At 40.0% G+C, this 20,614-nt stretch carries 24 protein-coding genes; 21 read left to right on the top strand and 3 right to left on the bottom strand.

Annotated elements, in window-relative coordinates; translation table 11 throughout:
* The first annotated feature begins 543 nt into the window (after window positions 1–543).
* From M23134_RS20625 to M23134_RS20595, 7 genes are all read left to right on the top strand, one after another.
* Window positions 544–1,845, top strand: a complete 1,302-nt coding sequence (locus M23134_RS20625) for an AAA family ATPase (protein WP_002699472.1) — start codon at window positions 544–546, stop codon at window positions 1,843–1,845.
* A 138-nt stretch (window positions 1,846–1,983) separates the two neighbouring features.
* A complete protein-coding gene (locus M23134_RS20620) occupies window positions 1,984–2,343 on the top strand; it encodes a hypothetical protein (protein ID WP_002699468.1) in 360 nt (119 codons plus the stop codon).
* A 7-nt stretch (window positions 2,344–2,350) separates the two neighbouring features.
* The gene (locus M23134_RS20615; protein WP_002699467.1) at window positions 2,351–2,707 is read left to right on the top strand and encodes a hypothetical protein; all 357 of its coding nucleotides are present in this window, start codon (window positions 2,351–2,353) and stop codon (window positions 2,705–2,707) included.
* A gap of 7 nt (window positions 2,708–2,714) precedes the next feature.
* Entirely contained in the window at window positions 2,715–3,074 is a 360-nt protein-coding gene (locus M23134_RS20610) for a hypothetical protein (RefSeq protein ID WP_045114000.1), read from the top strand.
* Window positions 3,075–3,091: 17 nt separating this feature from the next.
* Window positions 3,092–3,445: a hypothetical protein gene (locus tag M23134_RS20605; RefSeq protein ID WP_045113999.1), complete on the top strand. Its 354-nt coding sequence runs from the start codon at window positions 3,092–3,094 to the stop codon at window positions 3,443–3,445.
* A gap of 91 nt (window positions 3,446–3,536) precedes the next feature.
* A complete protein-coding gene (locus tag M23134_RS20600) occupies window positions 3,537–4,640 on the top strand; it encodes a M28 family peptidase (RefSeq protein ID WP_198145062.1) in 1,104 nt (367 codons plus the stop codon).
* 37 nt (window positions 4,641–4,677) lie between these two features.
* Window positions 4,678–5,526 (top strand): peptidoglycan DD-metalloendopeptidase family protein, encoded by an 849-nt coding sequence (locus M23134_RS20595; protein ID WP_053337340.1) that lies wholly within the window; start codon window positions 4,678–4,680, stop codon window positions 5,524–5,526.
* Window positions 5,527–5,802: 276 nt separating this feature from the next.
* Here the strand turns inward: M23134_RS20595 and M23134_RS20590 are convergent, their stop codons facing one another.
* Both M23134_RS20590 and M23134_RS20585 read right to left on the bottom strand, forming a co-directional pair.
* On the bottom strand, window positions 5,803–6,051 hold the full coding sequence (locus M23134_RS20590; RefSeq protein ID WP_002699451.1) for a hypothetical protein: 249 nt from the start codon (window positions 6,049–6,051) through the stop codon (window positions 5,803–5,805).
* Between the two features lie 1,883 nt (window positions 6,052–7,934).
* Window positions 7,935–8,561 (bottom strand): anthranilate synthase component II, encoded by a 627-nt coding sequence (locus M23134_RS20585; protein WP_002699448.1) that lies wholly within the window; start codon window positions 8,559–8,561, stop codon window positions 7,935–7,937.
* A gap of 38 nt (window positions 8,562–8,599) precedes the next feature.
* Here M23134_RS20585 and M23134_RS20580 point away from each other — a divergent pair, with 38 nt between their 5' ends.
* The 14 genes from M23134_RS20580 to M23134_RS20545 all read left to right on the top strand — a co-directional run bounded on the left by M23134_RS20580 (window position 8,600) and on the right by M23134_RS20545 (window position 18,710).
* Window positions 8,600–9,592: an aminodeoxychorismate synthase component I gene (locus M23134_RS20580; RefSeq protein ID WP_002699447.1), complete on the top strand. Its 993-nt coding sequence runs from the start codon at window positions 8,600–8,602 to the stop codon at window positions 9,590–9,592.
* Window positions 9,561–10,169: an aminotransferase class IV gene (locus tag M23134_RS20575; RefSeq protein ID WP_002699446.1), complete on the top strand. Its 609-nt coding sequence runs from the start codon at window positions 9,561–9,563 to the stop codon at window positions 10,167–10,169. The genes M23134_RS20580 and M23134_RS20575 overlap by 32 nt, the downstream gene beginning before the upstream one ends.
* A gap of 247 nt (window positions 10,170–10,416) precedes the next feature.
* Window positions 10,417–10,881: a hypothetical protein gene (locus tag M23134_RS20570; protein WP_002699445.1), complete on the top strand. Its 465-nt coding sequence runs from the start codon at window positions 10,417–10,419 to the stop codon at window positions 10,879–10,881.
* A 260-nt stretch (window positions 10,882–11,141) separates the two neighbouring features.
* Complete coding sequence (locus M23134_RS20565; protein WP_157558569.1) at window positions 11,142–12,689, top strand: glycoside hydrolase family 10 protein; 1,548 nt, start codon at window positions 11,142–11,144, stop codon at window positions 12,687–12,689.
* Window positions 12,690–13,381: 692 nt separating this feature from the next.
* Entirely contained in the window at window positions 13,382–13,543 is a 162-nt protein-coding gene (locus M23134_RS40000) for a grasp-with-spasm system A modified peptide (RefSeq protein ID WP_002699441.1), read from the top strand.
* A 50-nt stretch (window positions 13,544–13,593) separates the two neighbouring features.
* Entirely contained in the window at window positions 13,594–13,743 is a 150-nt protein-coding gene (locus M23134_RS39995; RefSeq protein WP_002699438.1) for a grasp-with-spasm system A modified peptide, read from the top strand.
* 52 nt (window positions 13,744–13,795) lie between these two features.
* Complete coding sequence (locus M23134_RS39990; RefSeq protein WP_002699437.1) at window positions 13,796–13,945, top strand: grasp-with-spasm system A modified peptide; 150 nt, start codon at window positions 13,796–13,798, stop codon at window positions 13,943–13,945.
* Window positions 13,946–13,996: 51 nt separating this feature from the next.
* The gene (locus M23134_RS39985; protein WP_002699436.1) at window positions 13,997–14,146 is read left to right on the top strand and encodes a grasp-with-spasm system A modified peptide; all 150 of its coding nucleotides are present in this window, start codon (window positions 13,997–13,999) and stop codon (window positions 14,144–14,146) included.
* Between the two features lie 53 nt (window positions 14,147–14,199).
* Window positions 14,200–14,349 (top strand): grasp-with-spasm system A modified peptide, encoded by a 150-nt coding sequence (locus M23134_RS39980; protein WP_002699435.1) that lies wholly within the window; start codon window positions 14,200–14,202, stop codon window positions 14,347–14,349.
* 51 nt (window positions 14,350–14,400) lie between these two features.
* Window positions 14,401–14,562 carry a grasp-with-spasm system A modified peptide gene (locus M23134_RS39975; RefSeq protein WP_002699434.1) on the top strand — a complete coding sequence of 54 codons (162 nt, stop codon included), beginning with the start codon at window positions 14,401–14,403 and terminating at the stop codon, window positions 14,560–14,562.
* 244 nt (window positions 14,563–14,806) lie between these two features.
* On the top strand, window positions 14,807–15,787 hold the full coding sequence (gwsG, locus tag M23134_RS38570) for a grasp-with-spasm system ATP-grasp peptide maturase (protein WP_002699432.1): 981 nt from the start codon (window positions 14,807–14,809) through the stop codon (window positions 15,785–15,787).
* Window positions 15,788–15,987: 200 nt separating this feature from the next.
* Window positions 15,988–16,230, top strand: coding sequence for a hypothetical protein (locus M23134_RS20555; protein WP_002699429.1), 243 nt, complete (start codon window positions 15,988–15,990; stop codon window positions 16,228–16,230).
* Complete coding sequence (gene gwsS, locus M23134_RS20550; RefSeq protein WP_045113997.1) at window positions 16,217–17,257, top strand: grasp-with-spasm system SPASM domain peptide maturase; 1,041 nt, start codon at window positions 16,217–16,219, stop codon at window positions 17,255–17,257. The genes M23134_RS20555 and gwsS overlap by 14 nt, the downstream gene beginning before the upstream one ends.
* A gap of 265 nt (window positions 17,258–17,522) precedes the next feature.
* Window positions 17,523–18,710: an anhydro-N-acetylmuramic acid kinase gene (locus tag M23134_RS20545; RefSeq protein ID WP_002699425.1), complete on the top strand. Its 1,188-nt coding sequence runs from the start codon at window positions 17,523–17,525 to the stop codon at window positions 18,708–18,710.
* 255 nt (window positions 18,711–18,965) lie between these two features.
* Here the strand turns inward: M23134_RS20545 and M23134_RS20540 are convergent, their stop codons facing one another.
* Window positions 18,966–20,330 carry a Gfo/Idh/MocA family protein gene (locus tag M23134_RS20540; protein ID WP_002699423.1) on the bottom strand — a complete coding sequence of 455 codons (1,365 nt, stop codon included), beginning with the start codon at window positions 20,328–20,330 and terminating at the stop codon, window positions 18,966–18,968.
* Window positions 20,331–20,614 lie beyond the last annotated feature (284 nt).

Below are 20,614 nucleotides of genomic sequence, written 5' to 3'. Positions count from 1 at the left end.
TATTGGTGAGCACTGTCCGGAAAATAAGTGATCAAACTTAAGGTGCAAAGTTAGGATTTTTTTTGGGATAGCAATGATTTGCCTTAAAAATTGCCTGTTTTTTTTTCTTCTTTACCCAAAATACCTCATAAACCCAGCTTATCTTCTCAAAACAACGTTTTTTTCAACACATTTTTTTTCACCCATTTATCAGGCAAATTCAACCAATTTAAGCTACAAATTACATTTGTTGAGCTAATGTGAATCACTCATATAAGAGGCATTTTTTTGTGATATAAAATATAGTTGTATATAACAACAATAAAAATCCTTCCTGGCATGTAGCTAGCCCAATAAGTGCCTAAGTAGCATACTTAAACAAGGGAGGTAAGTAAAATATATTTTTTTGTCGTATGTTTCTCTATCTTGCTAACAGGTGCTATATTGAGAATTATATATTGTCACCACAGAGCACCCACACGAAAGAAAAGATGGTGGCAATAACTTTACCTGCCAATTCAGGGTATACTTTAACAGTTGATCCGAAATATTGTAAATAAAATTATGAGTAAAGTAAGAGAGGTATTAGAGCAAAATCCCAACCTTTGTAACCATTTCACAAACCATCGTACTGTATTTATACATGGGTATGGCAATGCGTCATTTACCCAAAAAATAGAAGGAGTAAAGGGCTTGAGTGTAGAAGAAAGGGAAAATGCCCGCATGTTGCATAACCTGCCTTTTAATGAAGAAATTTATTTTTTGATAGAAACCGATCAGCCTTGGTTTTTACCAATTCTTTTTCCCTCCAATCACAGTGTTGTTTTTACCGATAAAGGTATTTCTATTGTAGCAGAAAGTAGCAGCCATAGCTTCGACAAGTTTATTTCTTGGGCTATTATTAAAGATGCCCACTTGAGAGGTGATAAGTTTGTGTTTGAAACCAGCAACGACGAAATTATCATCGATAATCAGCTAATTTACAGCATTGACGATAAGGAGAAATATCGTACTGATGCTGAGGTAATTGCCAAACTGATACACTTGATAGCCGCACAATACGAAAGTGCCGAGAAACGCCTTAATGAGATGATTGGGCTAGATAAAGTAAAACGCAAAATAAAGGTATTGACCAATTTTGTAAAAATGCACAAAATGCGAAAGGACAAGGGGATGAACGTAATGATGCCCTCGTTGCACCTGGTGTTTATGGGCAACCCTGGCACCGGCAAAACAGAGGTAGCACGCCTGATTGCCGAAATTTTTCAGGAAATAGGGCTACTCTCGCGGGGGCACCTGGTAGAAGCCCGACGCTCAGACCTGGTAGAAAAATATGTAGGACATACCGCCAAAAAAGTAGAAGAAGTAGTGATGAATGCTTTGGGGGGGGTGCTTTTTATAGACGAAGCTTACGCCCTTACCAATGGTGGCACCCAAGACTTTGGTCCTGAAGCGATTGATACTTTGACCCCTCTCATGGAAAACTATCGCGAAAACCTCATAGTGATAGCTGCTGGATACACCAAGGACATGGAGCGTTTTTTGGCGGCCAACCAAGGGTTGAGTTCTCGTTTTTCTGAAGTAATCCATTTTGATGATTATAACCTGGATGAGCTTACACAAATTTTTGAAAAAATGTGCCACGACCGGGGCTATGAGCTCACCGATGCCGCCAAGCTACACGCTCGCAAGTTGATCATGAAGTCGTTTGGTACCGATGCCGCCAAATTTGGCAATGGACGTGGTGTACGTAACCTATTTGAAAAGGTGTATATGAAACAAGCCGATCGCCTGGGTACTAAAGATTATGTAACTGAAGCAGAAATGACGGTGTTTGAGCCCGAAGATTTTGACATCAGTTACTAAAAATTGGTGTGGTACTTCAATGTCAATACCTCAAGCCATATTTGTTAAGTAGAGTAGTAGCTTATTATACCATTTGGTACCCTTCCCCTGATGATGTACACCATTGTCAGGGGATATTTTTGCACAAAAAAACGACCTATGAAACATACTTATAAAAGACTTGTTTTTACCATATTGCTTGGAGGACTTGCTACTGCTCCTCTCATGGCAAAAAGCCTCCTGTTACATTCCCTTGACGGACTATTTGAAGTGTTGTTAGCAATAGCCGTTGTTGGGTTTGTACTTTTACTCATTCCTATTATCACGGCAATTGTAGGGGTAAAAAAGAACAATCAGAAGCTCATAGTTTTTTCTAAAATATATTCCTTTGTAGCATTGGGACTCGTGGTAGTCAATGCGGTGTACAATGATCTTAAGCCTTGGCTATTTCATCTCATTATTTTTTTGATTGCCGCATTACCACTCGTTATTTTAGAAGCCAGGAAAAAGCAAAACTAATTTTTTTATGAAAAGCACCCCAAAAGTATTTGTTCTTACCCTGCTTTTTTGGTGGAGTATTGTTACTCCATCAAAGGCAGGCAACCCAATGGGTATAGTTGATGGAGTTGCCCAAGTATTGATCTTTATAGCCTTGGCCTCCTCCGTGGTTTTGCTCATTCCTATCGTTACAGCAATTGTAGGGATACAAAAGAACAACAGGAAACTCAAAGCTTTTTCTAAAGCATACTCTTTTGTAGTATTGGGGATCATTGCAACCAATGCGGTATACAATGATCTTAAGCCTTGGCTATTTCATCTCATTATTTTTTTGATTGCCGCATTACCACTCGTTATTTTAGAAGCCAGGAAAAAGCAACGCTAACTATTTTATGAAAAGTACTCCAAAAGTATTTGTTCTTACCTTGCTTTTTTGGTGGAGCATTGTCACTCCATCAAAGGCAAATAATCCCACAGGTATAATTGATGGGATTGTCTCAATATTGATAGTAGTATTTGCATTTGCCTTCGTTTTGCTTACTCCTATTGTCACAGCAATACTTGGGGTAGTTAAAAACAATCAAAAATTAAAAATGGTATCTGAGGGATTCTCAATTGCGCTCATTACTGCTGCCCTTAGTAGCTTTGTTATTAGTGTTGGTTCAATCAAAATTTTAACACCTTTTTTAATCCTTACATTGGCAGGTGCTTTACCACTCATTATTTTACAACTCTACAAAAATAAAAATTGATTCCTCTAACTTTTCCCATGAAAAATTTTCAAAGAATATTACTTACTACCTTACTATTGCTTTTGGTTACTTCGCCACTCTTGGCAAAAGACGTCGTAGAAGCTTTGGTAGGAGGCTTCATAAAAATAACCCTGGTTTTTATTGCTGCAACCATCATCCTTTTTGGTTTGCCTATTGTTACGGCCATTATTGGTATTGTTAGAAACAGCAAAGTCTTAAAAATTTTCTCACAAGCATACGCGATCATTGCTGCTCTTTTTATATTTTTCGACATGGTGACCAGTTCTACCAAAAACTATGGCACTTACCTTATCGTGCTTGGCATTGCCATTTTGCCATTGTTGCTGATTCAACTATATAAGAACAATTAACTCTATTACGTTCACAAGCACTTGCTTTTCATTGCATCGGTTCTCAAACTTGGTATATTTGTTCTCAACTACTGAAAAAACATCAATGAAAATGAAAAAACTTGTTATCAATACATTCATTATATATTGCTTGTTGTCTGCTATTACCCTGCTGTCTTTGCCAGGTTGTAGCGGTGACAAACCCAATGGAGGGAGTACTGTAAAAAACTCTACTCCTCCCCCACCTAAGCCCTTGGTACTGGTTGATGCCCCAAAAATCAATGCCGACTCAGCGTATGCCTTTGTAAAAAAACAAGTCGAGTTTGGTCCAAGGGTTCCCAATACTGACGCTCACGTACAGTGTGGAAATTATTTTTTAGATAAACTCAAATCTTATGGTTGGGAAGTAAAGGCACAAGGTTTTGACGCCATTCGTTATGATGGTGTAGTGCTCAAATCGCGTAACATTATTGCCAGCTATAAGGCACCCGCTGCTGCTGCGGCCAAACGCACCGTGTTGCTGGCAGCACACTGGGACACCCGTCACGTTGCCGACAAAGACACCAAAGATACTGACAAACCCATTGATGGTGCCAATGACGGCGCCAGTGGGGTGGGTGTTTTGTTAGAGATTGCCCGCACCATTCACACATCGCCCAAAAAGCCAACAGTAAATATCGACATTGTATTGTTTGACAGCGAAGACCTGGGCTACCCTGAATCTGCTAAAGATGAGCACAAAAAAGCCGATACTTGGTGTTTGGGCTCACAATACTGGGCTAAAAATAACCCTGGCAGTTATTATTATGGTATTTTGCTGGATATGGTGGGTGCCAAAGGAGCCAAAATGTACAAAGAAGGTTTTTCGGTACGAACGGCGGGCGAAACAGTAAATGAGGTATGGGCCATTGCTGCCAAACTGGGTTATGGCAATGTATTTATTCCTAAGAATGCTCCTGAAATTGTAGATGACCATACGTATGTAAATAAACATACCAATATACCTATGATTGATATTATTGAGTTTGACCCTACCAATGAAACAGCTTACTTTGCTAAGTACCACCATACCCACGCGGATAACATGTCTATTATTGACAAAAACACCCTAGAGGCTGTAGGGCAAACTGTACTACAATATGTATATAACACTGCGGCAAGTAGTGACGCCGAAAAAGCCGCCACAAGCAGCAGTAGCAGTGGGTTAGCAAAATAAAGAGGTAGTAAAGATGTTTTTAAAACCAAACTTTTCTATGCAAACATTCACTCCCAAAACAAAGACTCTTCCTGTAGCTGCAGGAGGAGTTTTTTATTGTTTATTATCGTTGCTTTTGCTGGCTTGCGACCAAAAGCCGCCCACTACCCAACAAGTGGCTTTGCCTCCTACGGTTACCTTGGCTCAGGTTGCCCAAAACAAACCTATCAAAGCAACTAAAATACTTTCGCCTTGTGAGCGGTTCGACCAATTGAATACACTGGTGCGGGATGGTAAAATAAAGCGCTCAGCGGCTAAAGATAGCATTAAAAAGTTGTTGCCATTGGTGGCAAAATATTTTTACCAAAATGGAGGTATAAACTACGGGCGTAAGCAATGGGTATTTCCCATTCAAGGGTATAACAAGCATTTTATTGGAGGTAAAAACGGGGAAGGCTATGTGCCCAATGGTTACAACTACTTTGATGGCAATGAACACGGAGGACATCCTTCACACGATATTTTTATATATGACCGCAATCAGGACAACCTGGATGACAACACAGGCAAGCCAGTAAATACGCTCTCGATGGGCAGCGGCATTGTGGTAGCTTATGACCCAGCCTGGAAACCGGGCAGTGCACTAGAGGGTGGTCATTATCTATGGGTTTATGACCCTGGTACCCAAGGCATTTTTTATTATGCCCACAACAGTAAGCTATTTGTAAAACCAGGAGACATTGTAAAACCAGGACAACGCATTGCCCATATCGGACGCACTGGCAAGAGCGCTTCTGAGAAACGTTCGCCTACCCATTTGCATATTACTTACCTTAAGGTAAAACCAGATGGTTCACTGCCTCCTGAAGATTTATATCAGGACTTGTTGAAGTGTAAGAGTTTTTAGTTAGAAGCCCCAACAGGGGCAAGCTTCAAGCGACAAGTTGCAAGTCCTTAGATACCGATGAATATCGGTGCTAGACCCTGTTCCACAAGTAACTACACTTTTGTATCATTTTGATTTTCAGCAACTTACAAAAAGCGTAGTTAGAAGTTAAGATTTAGGAGATTTTTTAACGTCGTCATAAAATTCTGACAGGTTGTACGCTCGTTATTTGAATGCTTATTGTAGCAAATTCAACTCAAATAAGAAAAGCCCTGATTGCGCCAGGGCTTTGGTGTTTTAGGCTTGTTCTTGTTTCATCCTACCCAGTATTTCTATGTTGTTGAGTGCATATTGCATTTGTTGGATGTTTGCCTGTAGAAAGGTTTTTACCTGAGTATATTCTTGATTTTCGAACAATTCTAGCGAAGCGTTGGTGTCAAGTGCTAATGCCTCTAAATGGGCGTATATGCTTTGAGCAAATAGGTTGACCATTGATTGAGGAATGGCAATGTTTTGTACCTCTGAGTTTAAATTAATATCTTGCATCTTGTAAGATTAATATTTTGCAAAAAAGCCCTTGAGGAGAGTGTCCAAACTTACACCTCTTGGGCTTACTTTCACCGTGAAAGTATAGGCAAATATAGTAAAATCACCCGCCTTTTGCAAGAAAAATAGCAGTTTAATCTACTGTAAATCAACATCTTATATAGTAAAATCACTAGTTTCATATGCGTAATTAACAATTGGGAAATTCGTAATTAAACCATCTTGCCACAGGGTGAGCTGAGCAATGCTGTGCGACAATTTCAAAAACAACTTATTTTTGAAAAACCTCAGCTTTAGGGTTGGCAAGTTTTGGTCTGGCTAAAGACCAAAACAGGGAGGTTGTTTTTTGGCTTGAATTGTCTTCAGCATCGCTTTGCGCTAATGTAAAATTACCCGCCTTTTGCAAGAAATAGCAGTTTAACCTACTGTAAATCAATATCTTATACAGTAAAATCGCTAGTTCATACGCGTAATTAACAATTGAAAAATTCGTAATTAAACTGTCTTACCACGGGCTGAGCTGAGCAATGCTGTGCGACAATTTCAAAAACAACTTATTTTTGAAAAACCTCAGCTTTAGGGTTGGCAAGTTTTGGTCTGGCTAAAGCCTTAAGACCAAAACAGGGAGGTTGTTTTTTGGCTTGAATTGTCTTCAGCATCGCTTTGCGCTAATTACCTTCGAAGAGCTCCCGATGGTCAGTTCTTAATTAAAAGAGCCTCGCTTTGCGCTAATGTAAAATCACCCGCCTTTTGCAAAAAAGAGCAATTTAATCTACTGTAAATCAACATCTTACACAATAAAATCACTAGTTCATACGCGTAATTAACAATTGAAAAATTCGTAATTAAACTGTCTTACCACAGGGTGAACTGAGCAATGCTGCTCGACAATTTCAAAAACAACTTATTTTTGAAAAACCTCAGCTTTAGTTTTGGTCTGGCTAAAGCCTTAAGACCAAAACAGGGAGGTTGTTTTTTGGCTTGAATTGTCTTCAGCATCGCTTTGCGCTAATGTAAAATTACCCGCCTTTTGCAAGAAAACAATTAGTTTAATTTACTGTAAATCAACATCTTGCATAGTAAAGTTACTAGTTTCACGCGTAATTAAACCGCCTTACCACAGGGTGAGCTGAGCAATGCTGTGCGACAATTTCAAAAACAACTTATTTTTGAAAAACCTCAGCTTTAGGGTTGGCAAGTTTTGGTCTGGCTAAAGCCTTAAGACCAAAACAGGGGGGGTGTTTTTTGGCTTGAATTGTCTTCAGCCTCGCTTTGCGCTAATGTAAAATCACCCGCCTTTTGCAAAAAAGAGCAATTTAATCTACTGTAAATCAACACCTTACACAATAAAATCACTAGTTCATACGCGTAATTAACAATTGAAAAATTCGTAATTCAACTGTCTTGCCACAGGGTGAGCTGAGCAATGCTGTGCGACAATTTCAAAAACAACTTATTTTTGAAAAACCTCAGCTTTAGGGTTGGCAAGTTTTGGTCTGGCTAAAGCCTTAAGACCAAAACAGGGAGGTTGTTTTTTGGCTTGAATTGTCTTCAGCATCGCTTTGCGCTAATGTAAAATCACCCGCCTTTTGCAAGAAAAACAGCCATTTAATCTACTGTAAATCAACATCTTACACAGTAAAATCACCAGTTCATACGCGTAATTAACAATTGAAAAATTCGTAATTCAACTGTCTTACCACGGGCTGAGCTGAGCAATGCTGTGCGACAATTTCAAAAACAACTTATTTTTGAAAAACCTCAGCTTTAGGGTTGGCAAGTTTTGGTCTGGCTAAAGCCTTAAGACCAAAACAGGGAGGTTGTTTTTTGGCTTGAATTGTCTTCAGCCTCGCTTTGCGCTAATTCTTAATTAAAAAAAGTTTCTAAGCATCCAGCCAATTATACAGGATAGTACGCCCTTGTGGGGTCATAATCGACTCAGGGTGAAACTGAATACCATGTACATCGTATTGGCGGTGTTGCATTGCCATAATCAACGGAAAGTTGGGCATAGGACAGGCTCTAAAGTGAGACAAAGTACTGTCTATGCTTGCCAACACTCCGGTCACCTCTAAACCCTGGGGTAAGCTATCGGGGTGCACTACCCACGAGTGGTACAATCCTATTTGGATACTGGTGGGCAAATCGGTAAACAAACGGGCGGGGCTTGACGCAGGCATTTGCTGCATAGTTTGGGTAAGCCCGTGCAACACTTGAGGTAGCTGGTAAAGACACGCGCCAAAGGCTTCGGCTATGGCCTGATGCCCCAAACATACCCCTAATATGCTTTTGGTAGGCGCATAGTGCTTGATCAACTCCAGTAAATCACCCGATTCTTTGGGCAAACCTGCCCCTGGTGTCAGCAAAATCTTGTCATATTTTTTTACCTGATCAAGGTCTATCTGATCAGTTTTTACTACGGTATAAGCACAATGCTTGTGCTGGTCTATCAACTGAATAAGGTTATGGGTAAATGAATCATAACTATCTGCTATGAGCAACTTTTTCAAGGTTTTATTATTTTATTTGCGCAACAAAACGCAAATATATGAATAAGGCACAAGCAATTGAGCAAATGAACAAATATGGGGCGGCTAAAACCCCTTTTTTGTTTATCATTGACTTTGAGGCTAACCAACCAGTGGTATTACCGTTGAATGAAATAAACCCTCAGGAAGTTTTATTTGATATTCAAGGAAGGAATAATGCCTTGTCTCTACCCAATATTCCTCCTCAAAAAGAGGTGATTTTCAATAAAAAACCTGTACCCTTTGCTCAATACAAACAAAGTTTCGACAACGCTTTGGCAAAAATCAATTTTGGCTATTCTTATTTACTCAACCTTTCGATGCTTACGCCTATAGAAACCAACTTATCGTTGCAAGAGATTTTTTGGCAAAGTAAAGCACGTTACAAGCTATGGTACAAGGGTGAATGGGTGGTGTTTTCTCCCGAAATTTTTGTTCAAATCAAGCAGCAACGCATTGCATCTTATCCCATGAAGGGCACCATAGATGCTTCTTTGCCCAATGCCGCCGCCGAGATTTTGGCAAACCCTAAAGAAATGGCAGAACATACCACTATTGTTGATCTCATCAGGAATGATTTGAGTAAGGTGGCTAAAAATGTGCATGTTGCCCGATTTAGATACATAGATGAGGTGGCTACTCAGGACAAAACGTTGCTACAGGTAAGCTCCAAAGTAGTAGGAGACCTACCTCCTGATTACGCCCAGCGTATTGGCAATATTTTGTTTGAACTATTGCCAGCTGGCTCTATCAGTGGAGCTCCAAAAAAGAAAACAGTAGAGGTGATCAAGGCAGCAGAAAGCTATGAAAGAGGTTATTACACGGGGGTTTTTGGTTATTTTGATGGTGAAATGCTCGATAGTGGGGTAATGATCCGTTTTATAGAAAACATCCACGGAAAGTTGTATTTTAAAAGTGGTGGTGGCATTACTACTTTTAGCAATGCACTAGCCGAGTACCAAGAATTAACGGACAAGGTATATGTACCCATTATTAGAAACAATCAGGTTTGAAAACGGTAATTTTTACCATATAGACGCCCACCAACAACGCCTCGATCGGGCACGTCGGGAGGTATGGCAATGCAGCGATGAACTTTTGTTAAGTACACATCTGCAAGCCCCTGCCGAATGGTTGCCAGGACAACGCTATAAGTGTAGGGTAGTGTATGGCAAACAGGTGCAATCGATAAGCTTTGAGGCATACCATATTCGCCCCATTCAAAGCTTACAACTGGTAGAAGCCTCAGGGCTGGAATATGCATACAAAAAAATGGATCGCACCGCGCTGACGGCGCTTTTTGCCCAAAGAGGCTCTTACGACGATGTATTGTTGATACAAGATGGGTACATTACCGATTCTTATTATTGTAATGTGGCTGCCTGGAACGGTCAAGGGTGGTTTACCCCTGCTCGCCCTTTATTACCAGGTACACAACGTGCCCGCTTGCTAGAACTAGGGGTATTGCAAACCGCTGAGATTCATTACCAAAGCCTTGTTCAATTTGAAAAACTGGCTTTGTTTAATGCACTCATGGGCTGGGAAGACCGCCAGGAGGTATGGATGGAAAACGTGTCGTTGCTTGTTTAGGATAAAGATCTCTGATCATTTTAGCTTACGCAGTGCTCAGTTTAATGCATCTAAGCACAAAACTCGTCAGAAACCACTCTATTTAACCAAGCTCTTATTCGCTTTCGCTCAAGGTGGAGCACAACACTGCCATACCTACTTTGAAATACCAGATCTTAATTTTTTTTGTCTCGTATATAGTTAAAACGAATTGAAAATAGCTTAAGCTATGATATTCATCCAGATTTAGTATTTTACAATACTTGCTATGCCTATCTCAAACGATCAGGCACAAATAAACAATATACGAACATTAGCTACTTATGTCATGGAGAAATTGTATGAAAGTGAATTTGTAAGCCACTTTATAGTAAAAGAAGAAAGTTTACTCAAGTCTACCTGGAAAGGTGACACCGCTACTATGAATGCCGATCAGTTTACTGCCGAATGTAAAGAACAAATTCATTTGTTTGCAGCAAACAATGCCTCAAAGTTGTATTCTGACTCTCGGAACTTTAACTACCCCATAAGCCCTGAGCAACAAGCCTGGCTTGACAATGAGCTGTTACCTCAGTTAATTACAGCAGGTATTGCTAAATGGGCGTTGATTTATCCCGAAGAGTTTATTGCACAATTGAGTGTAAATCAACTTCTCGAAGAAGAAAACTCTCAATCTGTAAACATTCGCTTTTTCTCGTCAGAAACTGAAGCCATTGAATGGCTCCATCAATAAATAGGGCATTTTTGCGCTTACGCTGACTTGGTGAAGTGATAACCTCATTGCCTCTGGTAACTAAAATACAACGGTATTTTTGCCAGAGGCAATTTTCATTCAAATGATCATTGAACAGCCCCACTTGGTTATTTTGTTGTGTCACACAGGGAGCAATACCTGATAGCCACCAAAAAACTACGCGCTACACACCCCCCAACTCCTGACTAAACTGTATATTCGTGGCTTATCTAAAAACTCAACTAATGTAAATGATGGTCATGCACGCACTCTTTCATTTTTTATCTAAACATTGGGCAAAAGCCTTTGTATTTGTATGGTTGCCTTGGCTAATCGGCTGTAGCAACAATGTGAAGGTAACAAAGCGTAAACTTAAACGGGAGTTTAGGGCAGTATGGCTTACTACGTTTGACCACATGGACTTTCCGAAAGAAAAAGGGGCTCCCCCCAGTGAGCATAAGCAAGAACTTATCAAGCTGCTCGACTTTCATCAAAAAAGCGGCATCAACGCTATTTTTTTTCAAGTACGCCCAGCGGCAGATGCTTTTTATAAAAGTGAGATTGAACTATGGTCACAATGGCTGACGGGCAAACAGGGAAAAGCCCCTGAACCTTTGTGGGACCCGCTGGAGTTTTTAGTGACAGAATGCCACAAACGCAACATAGAACTACACGCCTGGATTAATCCCTACCGGGCAGTATATAATATAAAGCACGATGCTACTGCACCCAACCACATCACAAAACGCCACCCAGAATGGTTTGTAGTATACGGTAAACACAAACAATTTAACCCTGGTATTCCAGCAGTACGACACTACCTTAAGGCAGTGGTGGCCGATATTGCCCAACGTTATGACATTGACGGGATACATTTTGATGATTACTTTTATCCTTATAAAAAAGGCAGGCTTGAGTTTCCAGATCAGTCCACCTTTATGAAGCATGGGGGCAATAGCAAAGATGTACACCATTGGCGACGCCAAAACGTAAATTCACTCATCAAAGAAGTGCACGATACACTTCAGTCCATTAAACCTTACCTTAAGTTTGGCATTAGCCCTTTGGGAGTTTGGCGCAATAAAAGTGAGGATCCCAACGGCTCAGATACCCAGGTAGGGCAATCTAGCTATGACTACCTATATGCTGATGTATTGAAGTGGTTACGCAAAGGTTGGATAGACTATCTGGTGCCTCAGCTTTACTGGAGTATTGAACACCCACGCGCCAGTTTTAAGTCTTTGGCCTTTTGGTGGGCAAAACACGCCTATAGCCGTCATATTTATATAGGGCACGCATTTTATAAAATAAAAAACGACAAGGATGACCATTGGAAACAGGTGTCTGAGTTACCCAATCAGGTAAGAATGACTCGACAATACCGTAGTATTTTGGGTAATGCCTATTTTAGGTCTGATTTTTTGCAAAAAAACCCAGCAAAAGTAACTGACACACTCCGGCAACAACTGTATAAATATCCTGCGCTGATTCCAACCATGCCTTGGAAAAATCGCATGCCCCCTAAAGCTCCTCAAAATGTATACATTGTAAGGGCGTCGTCTAAAATATCGCTCAAATGGAATGCCCCAAGCCCGGCTATAGATGGCGATACAGCTACTTATTATGTAGTGTATCGTTTTCCTGATCAAACCAAACCCGACTATACCCAACCTCGGTATATTCGTCAAATCACTCGTAATAAACGTTATGTTGAACCTATGCCGCCTCGCAGCAAGCTCCGTTACAGGTACGCGGTGAGTGCAGTAGATCGTTACCACAATGAGAGTAAACCAGTGCTTATTCACTAAAAAACACATAGCCATTACTCATTGAGTCTTAAGGGAAGATTTTGCTTCTTAAAACTGAAAATCAACTACTTAAGTCGGTGTTTGCCACTTAAGCCCAATAAAACTATCGGATATACATTAAAAAAGTTATATATTTTTTCTTAAAAAATAGCCAAATCACTTGTACATTGCATTGCAAGTTACTATGTTTGCGATGCCAATAACCAATTATACTAACACCATAAAACCCATTACCATGAAAAATTATAATCGTCAAACCAATCATAGTATTTTATCCCCTCATAAACTCTGTTTAGAACCTTTAAAACTCTATTACCTCATTCACTAATCTAATTATACTTAAGGCTTTTCAGTTTTTGGTCTCATAATATTTATGCCATTTCACCAAGGTATACGCAGCAGTTATTCACTGTATGAACAGGTGATCTATGTCTATACTATTGACCAAACAAACACATCGCCTTATTTGATTAGTCCAATTTTGCTTTTATAAATAATGTTTGTCTTATACACTATAAGATAACAATAAACTACCTCTGGGTTTTAGCAGACTAAGCTAAAATCTAATATATAGCAGGGGATTACTATACCCTCACAGTTAATTTGCAACACCATAAATAACGCACTATGTGCGGTTTATCTGTTGGTATATATTTATCTAATTATTATTCATCACAAAACATCTAATTATTATGAAAAAGTTAAGTAAACTAAACAACGATTTGTTTTCTAACCAAGAGTTAAGCAACATCCAGAAGCAAAGCATCAAAGGTGGCGACATGACAGCTAAAAGCGAGCCCAGACAAACCAACAGTGGGGTTACTTTTATGTACACAGTATTTGTTCAAGACTAAGTACACTTTAATTTATATTTTATTCACTATTACAAAACATCTATACTATTATGAAAAAGTTAAGTAAACTAAACAGCGATTTGTTTTCTAACCAAAAGCTGAACAGCATCCAGAAACAAAGCATCAAGGGCGGCATCAAAACCATTTATAATGACTACCCAGGTGGTCCTGTACACGTAAAAGACGGAGACGCTGTATAAACTATTCTAACCATAACACGCATCACAAAACAAACAAAACATCTATACTATTATGAAAAAGTTAAGTAAACTAAACAGCGATTTGTTTTCTAACCAAAAGCTGAACAGCATCCAGAAACAAAGCATCAAGGGCGGCATCACAACCATTTATAATGACTACTCAGGTGGCCCTGTACACGTAAAAGACGGAGACGCTGTATAAACTATTTTAACCATAACACGCATCACAAAACAAACAAAACATCTAATTATTATGAAAAAGTTAAGTAAACTAAACAGCGATTTGTTTTCTAACCAAAAGCTGAACAGCATCCAAAAACAAAGCATTAAGGGTGGCATCAAAACTATTTTTAATGACTACCCAGGTGGCCCGGTAGACATCAAAGACGGGGACGCTGCATAAGTTATTATTAAACCATAACACGCATCACAAAACAAACAAAACATCTAATTATTATGAAAAAATTAAGTAAACTAAACAGCGATTTGTTTTCTAACCAAAAACTGAACAGCATCCAGAAACAAAGCATCAAGGGTGGCATCAAAACCATTTATAATGACTACTCAGGCGGTCCTGTACACGTAAAAGACGGGGACGCTGTATAAGCTATTTTAACCATAACACGCATCACAAAACAAACAAAACATCTAATTATTATGAAAAAATTAAGTAAACTAAACAGCGATTTGTTTTCTAACCAAAAGCTGAACAACATCCAAAAGCAAGGCTGTAAAGGTGGATACCAAGGCGGTATCAAAACCATTTATAATGACTACCCAGGTGGCCCTGTACACGTAAAAGACGGAGACGTAGTATAATACAGTCTGTATCAGGCAACGACTTGATCCAACCATTGGTTGTTGCTTGAATGTTTACGAGTTGATGGTAGTCAACCTCTGTTTGGGGTGACTACCATCTTTTTAACTCTAGCACTTTCCCACAAATTACTTCATACGCTCAAAAGTAACTTGCCAACAAAACCCAAAGAAATCATATATTTGATGCTACTTTAATAAGGTAGGTTATTTTTACAGTGTACTGTACTTAGCCAATAAAGAAATCATGATTGTAATAGCTACCCGTAAAATAGACAGCTCTACCAATGACATCATTGACTGGATTGATGGAAAAGGTGGTACCGTGATAAGGGTTGATGAAGAAAATGCACTCCAACAGTTACACATTGTATCAGGCCAAGGAGCCGACCGCTCATTTATTCAGGTAAACCAACAAAAAATATATTTTAAAGACATTGTAGCCTTTTGGCACCGAAAAGGTCAATCTTTTTTTGCTGACCACCCTGCTCATTCTATGAAACTTGATACAAATCATGTAGATATTTCGGCAGAACTGGCTCAAGAATGGGAGATTGTAAAAGAATATTTGTTTTTTTTACTTTCCCAAAAAAGAAACCTGGGCAATTATTTTAAAAGTTCACTGAACAAACTCATTGTTCAGCACCAGGCACAAGCAATAGGGCTTACCATTCCTCAGGCTTTTGTACTAACTGCCAAAGAAGATGCCTTAAACCTGGACTTGGAAGTAATCACCAAGGCTTTGTCGGAAGTGGCCATTATATCTTTTGATGATGCTACTTATTGCTCTTATACTACTGAGGTAACCCAAGATTTTATCCAAACCTTGCCAGAAAATTTCTTTCCGGCGTTGATGCAAGAAAAGATTGTCAAGAAGTATGAATTGAGGGTGTTTTATTTGGATGGAAAATGTTATAGCATGGCTATTTTCTCTCAGTTAGACCAACAAACAGCGGTAGATTTTAGGGTATATAACATGACCAAACCAAACCGTACGGTGCCTTATCAACTGCCACAAGACTTAGAAGAAAAAATTGATAAGTTAATGAATGAGCTTCAACTTAATACTGGTTCGCTGGATTTTATGGTTACTCAAGACAATGAATTCTATTTCTTGGAAGTAAACCCCGTCGGGCAATTTGGTATGGTATCGCTTCCTTGTAACTATTATCTGGAGAAAAAAATTGCGGACTATTTGCTCAACAACCAACCAGACAGCAACGCATAAACTGCTAGGGCAGGGGCAAGATTTAAGCAATAAGCTTCAAGTCCTTAGATGCCAATGAATATCGGTGCTAAACCCTGTTTTAGAAACCGATGTGAGTATTGATGCTTTTATTACAAATGCTCAAACAGACATAAACCACTGATTATCAAAACCTTATTTCAATATAAAATTATTATGGAGTATTGAATTAAATAAAACGTATGAAAAAAAAAGAAACTGTTTTTCCAAGATTAGAAAAGATTTTTGGTGTAGAAACCGCCCAAACACTCCCTCCTTATATCCAACTGGCGCAACGTATGCCCTCTAACGCAGAGGAAAACCATGAAATTCGTAAAAATGAAACCTCTGATTTACATCAGACTGATTTTTATGATGTATACCCACTCAATAAACCTGTTTCAAAAATTTTTGACCCAAAAGTACTAAACAATGACCAATCCTAAACAAGCACAGATGTACTTCAAGCTGTTTGCCTGTTGTGTAGCTGTTAAAGGGGCCGTAAGAAGTACTATATGTGATATGCAACGGGGCGAAATAAAGCTTATTCCAAACTCGCTGTACACCATACTTACAGAGCACCAGCACCAAACCTATAGTGAAATACAAGAAGTATATGACTATGACGAAACGCTGGATGAGTATTTTGAGTTTTTGGTTGAAAACGAGTTAGGTTTTTGGACAGATACTCCAGAGTTTTTCCCACCATTGGACATGACCTGGCAGACCTATTCTAGTATCAACAATGCAATTATTGACATAGACGCGGCGTCAACCCATGATTTCAAAGCAATATTTGCCCAGCTCGAAGAGTTAGGCTGCGACCACATACAGTTGAGGTACTATACTGATGTGTCAAAAGACACCTTAGAACATCACCTAGAAAGCACCAAAAGAAGTAGGTTTAAGTCAATAGAGCTGGTGGTAAAGTACGGTAATTTGCTTGATATACCAGCCGCTGAGGCTTTGGTTGTTTCTAATGCACGCATTCATAAGTTGGTGCTTCATGGGGCTCCAGAATCAGACATAAGACCTGTGATGAAACCTGGTACCGACTTTTCGCTGGGGCAAATGATCTTGCTTACTTATGAGATTACATCGGCTGATCATTGTGGAGTGATTGACCCTTTTTATTTTAGCATTGATACCAAAACAATGACAGAGTCTCACCAGTTTAATACTTGTCTTAACAAAAAAATTGGCATTGATGCCCAGGGAGAAATCAAAAACTGTCCCTCATTAACCGAATCTTTTGGCAACATTGCTCAAGTATCGTTGCATCAGGCGATGTTACAAAAGGATTTCAAAAAACTTTGGGAGATTAACAAAAATCAGGTAGAAATTTGTAAAGACTGTGAATTTAGACATATTTGTACTGATTGCCGAGCATTCATTCAAAACCCAGAAAATGTATATTCTAAACCCTCAAAGTGCAATTATGATCCTTACACCGCGAGTTGGTCCAACCCTTAAATAGGCAAAAACCGCCTCATTACTCACTATTACTCACTATTACTCAGTTATTCCCAGTTATACCTGCTAAGTTTGCAGTGTGTAATATAATTGGAAGTTAACGCCTTAGGCTTTTGCTTTTAAATTATAATCAGTCTGAGGCTCAAAGACCCTTTGGGTTTTTGCGCCTTTTTTTATTGTTTTATGGCAATAGCTTTTATCTTGCAAAATTGTACTACCCAGAGTATTAAAGAATTAATTTTAAATATACTCCCAATAGCAAGTAATGAACAAAAACCTACAACAACTCTACTCTATTGCCGAAAAACCAAAGAAACTTATCCTGGGGTTAATGTCTGGCACTTCGCTCGATGGGCTGGATATGGCACTTTGCCGTATAGAAGGTACTGGGCTTCAATCCAGCATAGAACTACTCAAGTTTTATACTTACCCCTACTCCTCTCCCCAAAAGCATCGTTTGAAAGAAGTAGTATCACAAGAGGATGTCTCGCTACAGGATGTGACCATACTGCACGCCTGGCTTGCTGAGCTTCACGCCCGGTTTGTATTAGAAACATTGGAACAATGGGGCATTGACCCTACCGAAATAGATTTGCTTGCCAGTCATGGGCAAACCGTGTATCATGCACCACAAAGACTCCACAACCTTCTTACCTTGCCCAATGCTACGCTTCAACTGGGCGATGGTGACCACCTTGCTGTCAAAACCGGGATACTTACCATTAGTGATTTTAGACAAAAACACATGGCTACCGGACTAGAGGGTGCTCCATTGGCTCCTTATGCCGACTATATGCTGTTTAGTAAACGAGGCATTAATAGAATTTTACTGAATATTGGAGGCATTGCCAATTTTACTTATTTGCCTGCTTCGTTGGCTCCCCAAGAGGTATTTGCTACTGATACAGGTCCAGGCAATTGTTTGATTGACTGGGCTATGCAACATTTTTTCTCGCCTCAAACTTATGACCGTGGTGGCAGCATTGCCCAACAGGGCACAGTAAATAAGTTATTGCTAGACGCTTTGAAAAGTCATTTGTTTTTTACGGAAAACTTGCCTAAAACCACCGGTGCAGAGCTTTTCAACAAAAAATACATTGCACAGGTTCAAAAACAACTACCTGATATCAACATCCCCCCCGAAGATTGGGTGACTACCCTTACCCGGTTTACTGCCGAAACGATTGCCGAAGCCATTTTGCGGATTCCAGATATACCACAAGCAGAGGTGATTGTGAGCGGTGGAGGTTATCACAACGTTTGCCTGATGGGTTGGCTTGAGGAGCTTTTGCCACACTGTGTGTTTGTTGACATGGAGAGTTTGAGTAGCATTGTGCCTGACGCCAAAGAAGCAGTGTTGATGGCAGTGCTTGCCAATGAATGTGTGGCAGGCGAAGGTTATGCTTTGGGCGAGGCACCCGCGCTTACAATGGGTAAAGTGTCTTTTGCTTGATGTTGTTAGCTTTGTGTCTTTACACAAAACAGCGGTGGTTGCGAACTTCCAGGTGATCCTTTAATGAGTATACAAAACGCTTGCATTGTCAACCAAGGCCTTGCAAACATTTCACTTCTAATAAAACAGGAGGGTTCAGAGAAGTAGAAAGTATTACTTCTCTTTTTTTGTTAAAAAGCTTCTCTGAACTCTCCTCATAAGCTAGATTTTAGCCATTGTTCAACTACTAATTCGTCTATAATAATGCCTTATAAATTAGTACTGGTCGTTTAAGGCAAATATGGGTTTGCGTTTCATCCAACGCCCACGGGTAAAATCGGGGAAATGAGCTGGTTGGCTGCCTTGGGCAATAGATTGCTCTGAAAGAGGAGTAATAGCGCTCCAGGCAGCAGCATCATAAGCGTCAAGTGGAGTAGAGGTTTTGCGCTTGATAGACTCTACAAAGGCATGCAACACAAAATAGTCCATGCCACCATGACCGGCTCCGGTAGCGTCTTTTTCATACTTTTTCCAAAGCGGGTGGTCGTATTTTTTCAAATAGCTTCGAGCACTTTCCCAAACATGTGCCCTAGGGCTGGTACCTTCGATAAACAATGAGTTGTTGACAGCCATCCAAAGCCCTTTGGTGCCTTGTACCCTAAAGCCCAGCGAATAAGGACGCGGTAAGTTGGTATCATGGCTTACAATAATAGACTCTCCATTGGCTGTTTTGATCACAGTAGTGATAATATCACCTAGCTTGAAGCGTACTTTGGCATTGGGATGATCTTTACCTCCCTTTTCTACGATGTAGTTATGCAGTCCGCGCGACTTGGTGGCGGTAGAAGTTAAGTACAAAAAGCGGTTACCCCGGTTAATATTGGTATAATTTGCCACTGGCCCTATGCCGTGGGTAGGGTATAAGTCTCCGTTTCGATTGACTGAGTGAGCAGTACGCCATTTGGCTTCAGAAAAACCTTTTTCACCAAACTCCACCCCTCCTCCATAAGGTTGCTTGCCATTGTTAAACTTTACATGGCGCAAATCGTGTTGGTAACCACATTCGAGGTGTATCATTTCGCCAAACATGTTTTGACGCACCATGTTGAGTACTGCCATTACATCGCGGCGATAGCACACATTTTCTAAGATCATACACGGCATTCCGGTCGCCTCAGAGGTGTTTACCAGGTCCCAGCACTCTTGCAGTGTATTGGCAGCAGACACCTCTACCCCTGCGTACTTGCCCGACTTCATTACGTCTACTGCCATGCGGGTATGCCATAGCCAGGGGGTAGCTATGATCACCCCTTGTATATCGGTACGCTCCAGTAATTTTTTGTAAGATAGTTCATTGTCAGAAAATGCCACTGCTTTTTTTCGCCCGGCTTTGCGAATCATTTCTTGAGAAATTTTGATTGCTTGTGGGTCAATATCGCAAATAGCCACTACTTCAGTGTCTTTGCGTTGCAGGGCAAGGCGCAGGTGTTCGCGGCCTCTCAGCCCTACCCCAATAAAACCAATTTTAACCTTTCGATCGTCTTTTCCAAAGGCTACGTTCGCCCCCAACACACCTACTCCAACTCCGGCTATAGTACCAGTTTTTAGAAAATAGCGACGGCTTATATCTTTTATCGGCATCTATGTGATATTTTACTATTTCTTGAAATATTTATGAGATAGCTAGTATAAGCAAATACTAGGAAAGTTAAAAGTTTTGGGGTGAGGGCTTAGTATTACCAAGCAAACATATTATTCAACATACACACTGTCTACAAAAATCAATGAGTTAAGCACTTCTATATCTTCTATCAATGCTACTGCTCAGAGCATCGTAATGTGATGTTCAACGCGTGTAGGACAATCGTATTTTAGGGGCAACACTTCCAAGGCAATTATACGTTCCATTGCCATTTCTGCCCTAG

The organism is Microscilla marina ATCC 23134 (genome assembly GCF_000169175.1).
GTDB classification, from domain to species: Bacteria; Bacteroidota; Bacteroidia; order Cytophagales; family Microscillaceae; genus Microscilla; species Microscilla marina.
Note: the sequence above shows the minus strand (reverse complement) of the source record. Positions and strands in the feature narration are given on the sequence as shown.

Excerpts from the sequence above, each read along its gene's own strand:
- M23134_RS20545 (WP_002699425.1), top strand. The coding sequence starts at position 17,523 with ATGAACAAAAACCTACAACAACTCTACTCTATTGCCGAAAAACCAAAG.
- M23134_RS20580 (WP_002699447.1), top strand. The coding sequence starts at position 8,600 with ATGAATAAGGCACAAGCAATTGAGCAAATGAACAAATATGGGGCGGCT.
- M23134_RS20620 (WP_002699468.1), top strand. The coding sequence starts at position 1,984 with ATGAAACATACTTATAAAAGACTTGTTTTTACCATATTGCTTGGAGGA.
- gwsG (WP_002699432.1), top strand. The coding sequence starts at position 14,807 with ATGATTGTAATAGCTACCCGTAAAATAGACAGCTCTACCAATGACATC.
- M23134_RS20555 (WP_002699429.1), top strand. The coding sequence starts at position 15,988 with ATGAAAAAAAAAGAAACTGTTTTTCCAAGATTAGAAAAGATTTTTGGT.
- M23134_RS20540 (WP_002699423.1), bottom strand. The coding sequence starts at position 20,330 with ATGCCGATAAAAGATATAAGCCGTCGCTATTTTCTAAAAACTGGTACT.
- M23134_RS20575 (WP_002699446.1), top strand. The coding sequence starts at position 9,561 with ATGTACCCATTATTAGAAACAATCAGGTTTGAAAACGGTAATTTTTAC.
- M23134_RS20600 (WP_198145062.1), top strand. The coding sequence starts at position 3,537 with ATGAAAAAACTTGTTATCAATACATTCATTATATATTGCTTGTTGTCT.
- M23134_RS20570 (WP_002699445.1), top strand. The coding sequence starts at position 10,417 with ATGCCTATCTCAAACGATCAGGCACAAATAAACAATATACGAACATTA.
- M23134_RS20625 (WP_002699472.1), top strand. The coding sequence starts at position 544 with ATGAGTAAAGTAAGAGAGGTATTAGAGCAAAATCCCAACCTTTGTAAC.
- M23134_RS20605 (WP_045113999.1), top strand. The coding sequence starts at position 3,092 with ATGAAAAATTTTCAAAGAATATTACTTACTACCTTACTATTGCTTTTG.
- M23134_RS39985 (WP_002699436.1), top strand. The coding sequence starts at position 13,997 with ATGAAAAAGTTAAGTAAACTAAACAGCGATTTGTTTTCTAACCAAAAG.
- M23134_RS20590 (WP_002699451.1), bottom strand. The coding sequence starts at position 6,051 with ATGCAAGATATTAATTTAAACTCAGAGGTACAAAACATTGCCATTCCT.
- M23134_RS39975 (WP_002699434.1), top strand. The coding sequence starts at position 14,401 with ATGAAAAAATTAAGTAAACTAAACAGCGATTTGTTTTCTAACCAAAAG.
- M23134_RS20595 (WP_053337340.1), top strand. The coding sequence starts at position 4,678 with ATGCAAACATTCACTCCCAAAACAAAGACTCTTCCTGTAGCTGCAGGA.
- M23134_RS20615 (WP_002699467.1), top strand. The coding sequence starts at position 2,351 with ATGAAAAGCACCCCAAAAGTATTTGTTCTTACCCTGCTTTTTTGGTGG.
- M23134_RS40000 (WP_002699441.1), top strand. The coding sequence starts at position 13,382 with ATGAAAAAGTTAAGTAAACTAAACAACGATTTGTTTTCTAACCAAGAG.
- M23134_RS39990 (WP_002699437.1), top strand. The coding sequence starts at position 13,796 with ATGAAAAAGTTAAGTAAACTAAACAGCGATTTGTTTTCTAACCAAAAG.
- gwsS (WP_045113997.1), top strand. The coding sequence starts at position 16,217 with ATGACCAATCCTAAACAAGCACAGATGTACTTCAAGCTGTTTGCCTGT.
- M23134_RS39995 (WP_002699438.1), top strand. The coding sequence starts at position 13,594 with ATGAAAAAGTTAAGTAAACTAAACAGCGATTTGTTTTCTAACCAAAAG.
- M23134_RS20610 (WP_045114000.1), top strand. The coding sequence starts at position 2,715 with ATGAAAAGTACTCCAAAAGTATTTGTTCTTACCTTGCTTTTTTGGTGG.
- M23134_RS20565 (WP_157558569.1), top strand. The coding sequence starts at position 11,142 with ATGCACGCACTCTTTCATTTTTTATCTAAACATTGGGCAAAAGCCTTT.
- M23134_RS39980 (WP_002699435.1), top strand. The coding sequence starts at position 14,200 with ATGAAAAAATTAAGTAAACTAAACAGCGATTTGTTTTCTAACCAAAAA.